The 11,291-nt window shown below is 48.7% G+C and carries 7 protein-coding genes, 1 other RNA gene and 1 pseudogene; 8 read left to right on the top strand and 1 reads right to left on the bottom strand.

Going from position 1 to position 11,291, the window contains the following annotated elements:
- Positions 1 to 121: 121 nt before the first annotated feature.
- From VY732_RS03795 to VY732_RS03760, 8 genes and pseudogenes are all read left to right on the top strand, one after another.
- Complete coding sequence (locus VY732_RS03795) at positions 122 to 400, top strand: hypothetical protein (RefSeq protein ID WP_331694338.1); 279 nt, start codon at positions 122 to 124, stop codon at positions 398 to 400.
- A gap of 95 nt (positions 401 to 495) precedes the next feature.
- Positions 496 to 884, top strand: a transfer-messenger RNA (tmRNA) gene (gene ssrA, locus VY732_RS03790).
- 186 nt (positions 885 to 1,070) lie between these two features.
- A pseudogene (locus tag VY732_RS03785) lies at positions 1,071 to 2,357 on the top strand (integrase domain-containing protein).
- Between the two features lie 405 nt (positions 2,358 to 2,762).
- The gene (locus VY732_RS03780) at positions 2,763 to 3,923 is read left to right on the top strand and encodes a Fic family protein (protein ID WP_331694337.1); all 1,161 of its coding nucleotides are present in this window, start codon (positions 2,763 to 2,765) and stop codon (positions 3,921 to 3,923) included.
- Complete coding sequence (locus VY732_RS03775) at positions 3,920 to 5,398, top strand: class I SAM-dependent DNA methyltransferase (protein ID WP_331694336.1); 1,479 nt, start codon at positions 3,920 to 3,922, stop codon at positions 5,396 to 5,398. Before VY732_RS03780 ends, VY732_RS03775 begins: the two co-directional genes overlap by 4 nt.
- On the top strand, positions 5,391 to 6,986 hold the full coding sequence (locus tag VY732_RS03770; protein ID WP_331694334.1) for a restriction endonuclease subunit S: 1,596 nt from the start codon (positions 5,391 to 5,393) through the stop codon (positions 6,984 to 6,986). The genes VY732_RS03775 and VY732_RS03770 overlap by 8 nt, the downstream gene beginning before the upstream one ends.
- A gap of 18 nt (positions 6,987 to 7,004) precedes the next feature.
- Complete coding sequence (locus VY732_RS03765) at positions 7,005 to 8,654, top strand: AAA family ATPase (protein ID WP_331694332.1); 1,650 nt, start codon at positions 7,005 to 7,007, stop codon at positions 8,652 to 8,654.
- Positions 8,651 to 9,496, top strand: a complete 846-nt coding sequence (locus tag VY732_RS03760; protein WP_331694330.1) for a hypothetical protein — start codon at positions 8,651 to 8,653, stop codon at positions 9,494 to 9,496. Before VY732_RS03765 ends, VY732_RS03760 begins: the two co-directional genes overlap by 4 nt.
- Before the next feature lie 612 nt (positions 9,497 to 10,108).
- On the opposite strand, the gene VY732_RS03755 is transcribed toward VY732_RS03760, so the two are convergent.
- The gene (locus VY732_RS03755) at positions 10,109 to 11,149 is read right to left on the bottom strand and encodes a DMT family transporter (protein ID WP_331695839.1); all 1,041 of its coding nucleotides are present in this window, start codon (positions 11,147 to 11,149) and stop codon (positions 10,109 to 10,111) included.
- Between the last annotated feature and the right edge of the window lie 142 nt (positions 11,150 to 11,291).

The following is an 11,291-nucleotide window of genomic DNA, read 5'->3' as shown; positions in this document are numbered from 1 at the left end:
GAACCCTTGAGGTCGACTGTAGTCCACAGAATAACCCCGACTGATCGGGGTTTTTCTTCCATACGGTTGCCCGTCCTGACGGCCAGCGAAGTCTGGACCCACTCGGTTCAAGGAGATACACATGAAACGTTCTGTACTGTTAGGTCTGTTCGTTACTGCATCGATGATGGCTTCCGCTTCGTTCGCCGCTGACAAGCCTGCGGACCTGTGTGATGCCAATATTCAGACCATCAATAATATGAAGGGTCAGCTGTCAGCGAAGCCAGAACTGAGCCAAAAGGCTGAAGCCACTGTGACCAGAGCACACGACCTCAAGGCCAAAGGTCAAATCGATAACTGCGTTGCGGAAACCCAGCAGACCATTTTGGAACTTCAAAAATCCACCGGCACCAACAACTGATTACGTCCCGGCCAACCTTCGGGTTGGCCTTGTGGGCTGATTGGCGTACACTGCACACGCTTGTTGCTCAAACAGATGTACTGAGCAATGAGTTCGGGGCCGTTTAGGATTCGACGCCGGTTGCGAAACTCTAGGTGCATGCCGACTTGGTAACAGAAGTCGTAAATCCACTGTTGCAACTACTTATAGTTGCCAATGACGACCAATACGGTGTTGCTCTCGCTGCTTAATTGCAGCTGACAATGCTCCTGGTACCTTCGGGTCCAGCAATCATCAGGGGATGTCTGTAAACCCAAAATGATTGTCATATAGAACAGAATCGCCGTGCAGTACGTTGTGGACGAAGCGGCTAAAACTTACACAACTCGCCCAAAGCACCCTGCCCGTCGGGTCGCTGAGGGTTAACTTAATAGACACGGCTACGCATGTAGTACCGACAGCGGAGTACTGGCGGACGGGGGTTCAAATCCCCCCGGCTCCACCACTTCATCATCTAAAGACGTCCACGGACGTCTTTTTTTGTGCCTGAAACCCGGTAAATACAGGGGCTTCAGCGCTTATGGAGGCTTTGCAGGGTTTCTGAGTTCCAGGCTCTTTGGTATCCCAGGTGGTATCCCGGACTCCCAAATGCTATTTTCAGGATACCAAAACGGTGCTGGAGGTAGCCCTCATGCCTACTAACGCAACCCGCCTCTCCGATCGCCAGCTCAAGGCAGTCAAGGCAACTGGTAAAGACTTCGTCCTCAGCGACGGCGATGGCTTACAGCTTCGAGTACGCGCGAGCGGCTCAATGATGTGGAATTTCAATTACCGCGAGCCTTTGACCAGAAGCCGTATCAACATGGCCCTCGGTCCATACCCTGACCTCTCGCTGGCCAACGCCCGGAAGAAAGCCGCAGAGGCACGTGAGCTGCTCGCTTTGGGCACTGATCCCAAAACCCAGCGTGATGAGGTAAGGCAAGCCAAACTTGCTGAGACTGAAAACACTTTCGAGAAGGTGGCCACCGCCTGGTTCGAGCTGAAGAAAGATTCCTCAACCAAAGCCTACGCTGAAGACATTTGGAGATCGCTGACGCTCCATGTTTTCCCAAGCATGAAAACAACGCCGCTCTTTCAAATCACCGCCCCGATGGTTATCAAGATCCTTCGCCCAATCGACGCCAAAGGGAGCTTCGAGACCGTGAAGCGATTGAGTCAGCGACTCAACGAGATCATGACCTACGGGGTCAACTCGGGGCTGATATTTGCGCCCCCCCTCAGTGGTATTCGGGCGGTGTTCAAGAAACCCGAGAAAGAGAACATGGCTGCGCTTCCACCTGAGGAGCTTCCCGAGTTCATTACGGAAATCGCAAACGCCAGCATTAAGCGTACGACCCGCTGCCTAATCGAATGGCAGTTGCACACAATGACCCGCCCTGCCGAAGCAGCCACCACACGATGGGCAGATATCGACTTCGACAAACGCGTTTGGACCATTCCGCCAGAGAGAATGAAAAAGCGTCGGCCGCACACAATCCCCCTTACCGATCAGACACTTTCGTTTACTGGAGACGCTCAAGCAACTCAGCGGTAACAGAGAGTACGTGTTCCCCTCAGATAGCCCCCCCCCCCCCCCGCACCCATGCCAATAGCCAGACCGCCAACATGGAGTTGAAGCGCATGGGCTTTCAGGACCGTTTAGTCAGCCACGGCTTGCGTTCGATGGCGAGCACCATCCTGAATGAGTATGGTTGGGATCCGGAGTTGATCGACGTCGCGCTGGCGCATGTCGACAAGGACGAAGTTCGTGGCGCCTACAACCGGACGGATTACATCGAACGCCGGCGTCCGATGATGGCTTGGTGGAGTGAACATATCCAGAAGGCGGCCACCGGCCACCGGCAGCCTGTCGACATCGGCCATCAATCAAATCAGAGATCGCAACGTCGTACCGATTCGCCGAACATCCAAAAGGTAAGCGCAACCGATACTATCCGTGTCGTGTAGTAGGGCTAAAGGAGTGACGACAGTCGCCAGATCTCTGGTATGCCTGCGCCTCTTCATCCCATACTCAGGGGCTCACGCTTAAAGGTCTGGAGTCGCGACAACACAAGCATGCAGTGTCGATAAGCCCTGCATCCGAAGCTGCCGGCCCACCGCTGGCGCTCCACGTTGCCTGTCTCGCCTCCTATTGTTTCTGGGTCCCCCCGCTGCATCATTGGAAGGATGGCCCTCGAGTAAAGCTGAGTTCGAGAGCCGAATCGTTGAATTGCTTATCGGCAGCCTTACCTGACCTAGACAAGAAACTGAGCAAACCCCATAATCGGCTCATGTAACGAGCCAAATAAAGAGAGTCAATTTGACTCACATGAGACTTTTTCCCTTGCGCAATGCTGATTGGATTTGGCAGCACCCCGACTGGCCGAAATTTACTTGGCAGTCGGAACGATTGTCGCCATTGCTGCGATCCTGTATCGAAACGCAAGGCCGGCTACTGGGTATAATTGGTGCCGTTGATAGCGTTGCAGTAACACAAAATAGTCTTGACGCGATGTTGCAGAATATAGTTTCTTCATCTGCCATCGAAGGCGAACCAATTAATGTAGAATCCGTGCGCTCTTCATTAGCTTACCGTCTTGGAATAGCTGTAGAGAATCCTGGTTCTCGCAGTGAGAACCTAGTGACATTGCTGATGGACGCCATAAGTGGTGCTGATCAACCATTGAATGAGCAACGCCTATTCGCTTGGCATAGTTGGTTATTTACCCGAGATGATTTCTCGCTCGTTCGGGGCGAAAAAATTGGCCAATTACGCGGTGAGGAGCCGATGCAGGTTATCTCCGGCCGCCTGGATTGCCCGACCGTGCATTTCGAAGCTCCTCCTCGTACAAATCTAGAAAGACAACTAGCTGATTTTTTGGATTGGCTAGAAACCAGCCAAAAAGATCTATCTCTAGACCCTCTTCTTCGAGCTGGAATCGCTCATTTTTGGTTTGTCACTTTACATCCGTTTGAGGATGGTAACGGCCGTTTGGCCCGAATTGTTACTGACATGGCTCTCGCACAGGGTGGAAGTAACGCTATTCGCCACTACGCTATGGCGGCTAGCATACTCAGTAATCGCGCTGGTTATTACCAAGTGTTAGAAACTCGGCAAAAAGGTGATTTAAACATTACAGATTGGCTAGAGTGGTTTCTCGCTACTCTTCTGCACAGTTTGGATCAGGCGTTATCACATTTAGACAGTATCTTAGCTAAGACCCGCTTTTGGGAGGCATACCGTGAGGCCGGATTATCCTCGGAGCAAATAAAAGTGCTTAACCGCCTACTTGATGGCGGCGAAAAAGGATTTGAGGCCGGAATCAGCGCAGCTCAGTACCAAGCCTTATCCAAAGTATCTAAAGCGACTGCTACGCGTCACTTGAGCGATCTGCTTGAGAAGGGCTGCTTGCGGCGTCTGCCCGGCGGAGGACGAAGCACCCGTTACCAGATAAACCAGCCTGGCAGCACATGCTGCCCGACACTTAAATTGAGTAATGCATGACTAACATCGACATCGTCCATAAACTCTGGAGCCTGTGCGACGTATTGCGCGATGATGGCATCAACTACAGCGATTATGTGACAGAGCTCGTTCTGCTGTTGTTTATAAAAATGGAGTATGAACAGGTACAGAACAACTTAAATTTTAAGCATAAATTGCCGGTTGGCTGCCGCTGGACAGATCTCACCGACAAAGTCGGTTTGCTTCGTCTAAATCACTATAGGCAGATGCTAACGGATTTGGGCGCGAGCTCCGACCCATTGATCGCTGCTATATACTCAGAAGCCCAAACTCGCCTCATTGAACCACACCATTTCGACCAGCTAATTAAGAATCTCGACGCAATCGACTGGTTCAGTGCTCGCCAGGATGGCCTTGGAGATCTCTATGAGGGTCTACTTGCAAAGAATGCAAGTGAAACTAAATCAGGCGCTGGTCAATACTTCACTACACGCCCACTAATCGATAGCATTATCCGCGTTATACAGCCCCGAGCAGGTGAGGTGATCCAAGATCCCGCAGCTGGAACAGCCGGCTTTTTGATTGCAGCAGATGCCTATATCAAGCAAAACAGTAACGATCATTCAGATTTGGACGAGCGGGGTCGCCACTTCCAGCGTAACGAAGCTTTTATCGGTATTGAATTAGTTCCCGGAACCCGTCGCCTGGCACTGATGAATTGTTTACTACATGGTATTGAAGGTAGTAGTGAAGGAGTTATACGGTTAGGAAATACCCTCGGCCAGGCTGGAGTAAACTTACCCAAGGCTGATCTGATTCTTTCCAACCCTCCTTTTGGTACCGCCAAGGGCGGTGGCGGCCCTACACGGGATGACCTCACTCACAAGACAAGTAATAAGCAACTAGCGTTTCTTCAGCATATTTATAATGGGCTCAAGGCCGGTGGGCGAGCCGCAGTTGTGGTGCCAGATAACGTCCTATTCGACGCTGGTGTCGGTACCGACGTACGTCGTGAACTAATGGACAAGTGCAACCTTCATACCATCCTCAGATTGCCCACAGGCATTTTCTATGCACAAGGTGTCAAAACCAACGTTCTATTTTTTCAGAAAGGAAGCGTCGAGAATCCCAAGCAACAAGAGGGCTGCACTCAGCGAGTATGGGTGTACAACCTACGCAGTAATATGCCTAATTTTGGGAAGCGTACAACCTTTGGGGCATATCACCTCCAGCCTTTCGAAGACGCATACGGAGATAACCCAAATGGAAATAGTCAACGGGCAGAAAATGTAGAAGGTGTTGGTGATTTAAGTCGTTTTCGAGTATTTACTCGCGAGGAAATCAGGGAGCGCGGTGACTCATTGGACATTAGCTGGTTAAAGAATACGGACAGTCTTAATTCGGTTGATCTACCCACGCCGGAAATACTCGCTAGCGAAATTATGACTGAGCTTACTGAAGCCCTCCATGACCTCGAGCAACTGATGCAAGAGCTGGAGGCTGGGTATGACTGAACTCCCAGCTTCTTGGCTCAAAGTGACTCTCGGTGATGTGGTCGACTACGGAAATACTACTACCGTTCAGCCTCAGGACATGGATTCATCAGCGCTGCTAATTGAGCTTGAAGACGTCGAGCGTGATACATCCAGACTGATAGATATTAAAACCGTAAAGCAACGCGCACCGAAGAGCTCTAAAAATAAGTTTACAGCAGGGCAAATTCTTTATGGAAAACTACGACCATATTTGAATAAAGTTCTTAAGATAGACCAGGATGGTTATTGCTCAAGTGAAATAATTACCCTATCGCCAGGACTGCTTGATCGTGGCTATCTGTTTTACTCGCTAAAGTCGCCTTCATTTCTCGAGTATGTAAAAGAGGCATCTCACGGCATGGGTATGCCACGCTTAGGGACACCTAAAGCAAAAGCAGCCCCTTTTGTTTTACCTCCTCTTCATGAGCAAATTTATATTGCCAAGAAGGTAGATGGCTTAATTGCACGTGTTGGCACGCTTAAGGCCAGAATTGACGCGATTCCTATCCAAATTAAAAAATTTCGCCAATCTGTCTTCACAGCCGCTGTCTCTGGCCGACTCACAGAGAATTGGCCAACAGCTAGCCGTTCTGCTTGGTCTTACAAGAAAGCAATGGATATTTGTGAAAAAGTTCAAAGTGGCGGTACGCCAAAAACTGGATTTTCCCAAAGCGGTATCCCATTCTTAAAGGTCTATAATATCGTTGATCAAAAAATTGATTTCGAATATAGACCGCAATTTATTGAAGCGTCCATACACAAAACCTCATCCTCAAAGTCAATAGCATTACCTGGCGATGTAGTTATGAACATTGTAGGCCCACCACTCGGCAAGATTGCAGTAATTCCAGATTCTCATCCAGAGTGGAACATTAACCAGGCAATTGCACTGTTCCGGCCGAGTAAAGAAATTATTTCTGGCTGGATTAATATTGTACTCGAGGGAGGGGACAATCTAAAAAACATAATGCATGAAACAAAGGGGTCGGCTGGGCAGATAAACATCTCACTATCTCAGTGCCGAAACTTCTTATTTCCTGTCCCATCTATTGAAGAGCAAAAGGAGATAGTTCGACGTGCTGCAAAGCTCCTCGCTTTTGCCGATCGGTTCGAAGCAAAAGTATTTGAAGCACAAGCACATGTTGACCGTTTGCCACAAAGCATCTTGATGCTAGCTTTCAGCGGCGAACTCACAGCTGACTGGCGCGCGGCAAATCCAGACTTAGTTAATGGGGAAAATAGCGCAAAGGCACTACTGGAAAAAATAGAATCTGAGCGCAAGGCATTGACCAAGCCGTCAACTCCAAAGAAAAATGGTATAAGAAAAATGAAAGACAAGATCGTAAGCGATCAACCTATTAAAGTTGTAGATGCGCTTAAAAAATCTGGCAAACCTTTAAGCGGCCAGCAACTTTTGAGTGCCGCTGGCTATCCCCGCGACAGTAACGTTGAGCAACTCGAACAGTTTTTTTTGGATATCCGGTCTGCCTTAAACTTGCAGCAAATCATCAAACAATATCGGGATAACGACGGCCAAGACTGGTTCGCCTTGAAAGATACAGAATAAAATTGCTAGGGAAGGCTCATGAAAGTCGATAAGCTACATATTCGGTCACGCTTCAAAAACCTGGAAAATGTTCTTGTTGAGTTCGATGAGAACAACCTGATGACTGTTATTGTTGGGCGTAACGGTTCTGGCAAATCCAACGTATTGGAAGCTTTAGTATCGATTTTTCGAAATCTGGACTTGGGCGAAGCCCCCCCATTCTCCTATCGTCTAGTCTATCGGCTCGGACAACAGCCTCACGAGAATAACCCTAGTGATAACTGGTTAGAAGTAACCATTGACGGAGAACCAAATAGGGGCACACTTGCCAAACAGTATGAAGTTAAGGTCGTAGATCTTCTAACTCTTGAGTCTTCTAAACTGTCCGGTGAAGAATTTGGTTTAACCGTTCCATTTTCCAAAGTTAAAAGAGACAAGGATGGTAACGCTCCTTATCTTCCTAAGTATGTGTTTGCTTATTACTCCGGCCCTAGCGACAGGCTTGAAAAATACTTTCATAGACATCGAGCAAATTTTTATAAAAGGTTGCTCGAGAGTAAAGTTGATCTCAAGGGTGATATCCGGCCGTTATTCTATGCCAAACCTAATCATAGTCAGTTTGTATTGCTTGCTTTTTTTCTTGCTGACAAAAGTGAAACTCAAAGTAGTTTTCTTCGAGAGCATCTAGGTATCGAAGGGTTAGACAGCATTCATTTTGTCATGAGACGTGCAGCATGGACTCAGTCAGATAAAAAGAAAGAGCTTTTCTGGGGCGCATTTGGTGTCGTAAGAAAATTTCTAGATGCTCTATATCCCCATGTAATAGCTCCGGTAAAAGTTGAGCGAAACGAAGGAATGACCTTAACGGGGAAGGGAAATAGAAATGAGTTTTTTCATTTGTTCTTGCCAAACCTGGATTCACTACGCGAATTTGCTGAAGGGTTGACAGCAGCTGAGCTATTTAAAATGCTGGAAAGCACGCTTCTTTCTGAAATAATTTCAGAAGTTAGTATACGCGTCAAAGTTTCCAGCAGTAATGAAGCATTAACTTTCCGTGAACTTAGTGAAGGTGAGCAGCAATTATTAACGGTGCTAGGCTTGTTAAGATTTACAGGAGGTAAAGATTCATTATTTTTATTGGATGAGCCCGACACCCACTTAAACCCTTCTTGGGCCATAAAGTACCTCCAATTTTTGCGAGAATTTGTACCCAATCACGAAACCAGTCATTTGCTTATGGTTACACATCATCCGCTAGCAATAGCGGAGCTCAAAAGACAGCAAGTCCAAGTGATGTGGCGGGACGACAACTACAGAGTCCATTCAAGAGAGCCATATGTAGATCCTCGTGGTATTGGATTTATGTCAACTCTAACGGAGATCTTTGGGCTGAATACAACGTTAGACTTAGAGACTCAAAAGCTTGTAGATGATCGTAATGAGCTGGCTCATATTCAATTACGGTCTCCTGAGCAAGATGATGCTCTGGCCGTACTTAATGATGAACTTAATCGCTTGGGATTTTCCTTAGAAAACAGGGAACCACTTTATAATGAGTTTCTTTTGGCTTGGCAGGACTTGCGATATTCTGAAAAACCACCGTTAACGCCTGACAAAGCTGCGAGAAGGCGCGAAGCAATGAAAAAGGTTATTACCGCTCTATTAGAAAAAGAGGTTCTCAGCAAATGATTCATATCAATAGAAATGCTGATATTATTCCTCAGAAGATTCTTGATGTCGCTTCGCGTGCTCAGATAAAGCTGGAGCAACTACCTATAGAGAAAAGAAAAGATTACATTAAGAGCAAGTCTCACATTTGGCGTGGATTCGCTAAGCACCTCTCAAAGATGTCGCATGGGAAATGCTGGTACTCCGAGGCGAAGGATGCGGGCGCCAATTTTGATGTAGATCATTTTCGTCCGAAGTCAGAGGCTAAACGCACTGAAGAAATTACGGACGAACACGGCTACGCATGGCTCGCCTTCAGCTGGGAAAATTTCCGACTTTCAGCCCAGAATTGTAATCGTTTGAATAAAGATGAAGGCAATGAAGTTACCGTAGGCAAGGGAAGTTGGTTTCCTTTACTGGAGGGCAGCAGAAAAGCTAGTTGGGACGATCGTTGCATCGATGATGAGTTACCGTTGTTACTTGACCCGCTGGTTAGAGGCGACCTTAACTTTATAGATTTTGATGACCGTGGACTTTTCGTTAAGAGTTTATTTTGTGTTGGTTTACCAGCGAGACGTATCAAAGACTCAGCTATTATTTATGGGCTAAACTTCGAGCGCATGAGGGAAGCTCGATTTTCGGCAATGAAAGAGGCAAAGGAGCTTTATGAAACCATACAGATAAGCGCTGAGGATCTAGATATGCTGGGTGATCAGGCTCCAATGCGAGCAATTGAACGGCAAATTGAGGCACTCAAGGCAAAAACTCGTGCCGATGCAGCATTTAGCCGGGCAGTGCGCGTACAGCTCCAAAAGCTTGGAGCATCAGATATATTCATTGATAGAGCTATGGATGTGGCTTAAATACGGGGGTTAAATGCGTGCAGCACCTTAGAGCGCAGCCCTTAGATCGTTTTTTTTTAAAATTACTGGTTAGAAGTCCGCTGAGGACTTTAGAATTAGTTTCAAATAAAGTACGAGCAACAAACACGATTTAATTACAAAACATCGAGCAGTGGCGCTATTTAGGCATCCTACGCTTCTTTTTTGGGGTGATTTCAATATACAACTTTATGGTAGGTATAACCTTTTTAAAGGATGACTGCGTCATTGATCAGCCTACAGCCAACGAAAGGCTGTTGATGTCCAGTTTTGTTGTCGCAGTCTTACAACTCGGATCAGTTGCTGCTTTCTGTCCTGAGTGCCGCACGAAAATCACTGTTAATCATGACTGCGAAGCAATATTTCTGGTTGAATCCAAGCGGCTCAATGGAAACGCTATTTCATGATGTATTTCAATTGATATTCCAACCAAAAAACAAAAAGTATGAGTTATAAAAAACAATAAGATAGAAGTCAGGTTCAGATTACCCGGCCCACCAACTCTCAACGACAAAGCCCGCCAAGTGCGGGCTTTGTCGCATCTGGCCATCCCATCAGCCCCTACCGCCAAAAACCAATCCCTCCCCACACACCTCAATGCTCATGTCGATGATGCACATCCGGAAAATGCGCATGCCGATGCCGCATCGGCGTATGCACATGCGGATGACTATGCGGCTCCGTTCCATCCCAGTCAGCCCCGTGCACATGCTGGTGATGCTCGTCGTGTATGTGGCGATGATCATGCTCAAGCAGTTCGTGCTGATGCTCATGAATATGGTTCTCCATCAGATGAATCCACACCCCCACGGCCATCAACGCTGCTGCGAGCAGGAACATCAGCGATACCGACTCGCCCAGCAGTAGAATCGAGATACCTGCGCCCAGAAACGGCGCGGTGGAAAAGTACGCGCCGGTGCGCGCACTGCCCAGTCCGCGCAGGGCGAGGACGAACATCACCAGGCTGACGCCGTAGCCGAGAAACCCGACCAGCAGGATCGGCACCAGCGAGGCGGCGGCGGGCAGTTGTGTGCCAATGAACAAGGCGAGGCTGCAGTTGACCACCCCCGCCACAAGACCTTTGCTGCCGGCGATAAACAGTGCATCCGAGGCAGAGACCTTACGCGTCAGGTTGTTGTCGATGGCCCAGCAAAAGCAGGCGAAGGCGACGGCCAGCGGGCCTGTCCAGTCCTGCGCCGACACGGCTTCTTGCGGCCATGACAACACGACACCGCCGGCCACGATGGCGAGCATGCCGATCACGATTCGCCGATCGGCATTTTCCTTGAACACGACCCACGCCAGCAGCGCCGTGAGCACTGATTCCAGATTGAGCATCAGTGACGCGCTCGCGCCGGACGTTCTGGTCAAACCGAACATCAACGCCACCGGTGCCAGCACGCCGCCGAAGCCGATGGCTCCTACCAGCCACGGCCATTCGCCGGCTCCGAGTCCGGAACGCTGCCAGCCTCGATCGCGGGCGAAACGCAGGACGGTCAAACCCAGACCACTGCCCAGATAGAGCAACCCGGCCAATAGAATCGGTGAAATCTGTACGCCCAACAGCTTGGCGAGTGGTGTACTGGCGCCAAACAATGCTGCCGCAACCAACGCGTAGAGCACGCTCACATTCATGAAGGGATCACTCGCTCGGGCCGATGAAATATTGGCAACGATCATGGCAAAACTCAGGTGAGAATTATGTGAACCGTTCCCTGAAGGTTCCCCTCTCCTTCAAGCACACACGCCCCTCCAGCAACATTTGATCCACGCAATC

This window comes from Pseudomonas sp. ZY71 (assembly GCF_036542145.1).
In the GTDB taxonomy this organism is placed as follows: domain Bacteria; phylum Pseudomonadota; class Gammaproteobacteria; order Pseudomonadales; family Pseudomonadaceae; genus Aquipseudomonas; species Aquipseudomonas koreensis_A.
The sequence above is the reverse complement of the archived record's forward strand: the minus strand, read 5'-3'. Positions and strand labels throughout refer to the sequence as shown.

Bases quoted from the DNA above. Each gene is read 5' to 3' on its own strand.
- VY732_RS03795 (WP_331694338.1), top strand. From the start codon at position 122: ATGAAACGTTCTGTACTGTTAGGTCTGTTCGTTACTGCATCGATGATG.
- VY732_RS03765 (WP_331694332.1), top strand. From the start codon at position 7,005: ATGAAAGTCGATAAGCTACATATTCGGTCACGCTTCAAAAACCTGGAA.
- VY732_RS03775 (WP_331694336.1), top strand. From the start codon at position 3,920: ATGACTAACATCGACATCGTCCATAAACTCTGGAGCCTGTGCGACGTA.
- VY732_RS03770 (WP_331694334.1), top strand. From the start codon at position 5,391: ATGACTGAACTCCCAGCTTCTTGGCTCAAAGTGACTCTCGGTGATGTG.
- VY732_RS03760 (WP_331694330.1), top strand. From the start codon at position 8,651: ATGATTCATATCAATAGAAATGCTGATATTATTCCTCAGAAGATTCTT.
- VY732_RS03755 (WP_331695839.1), bottom strand. From the start codon at position 11,149: ATGAATGTGAGCGTGCTCTACGCGTTGGTTGCGGCAGCATTGTTTGGC.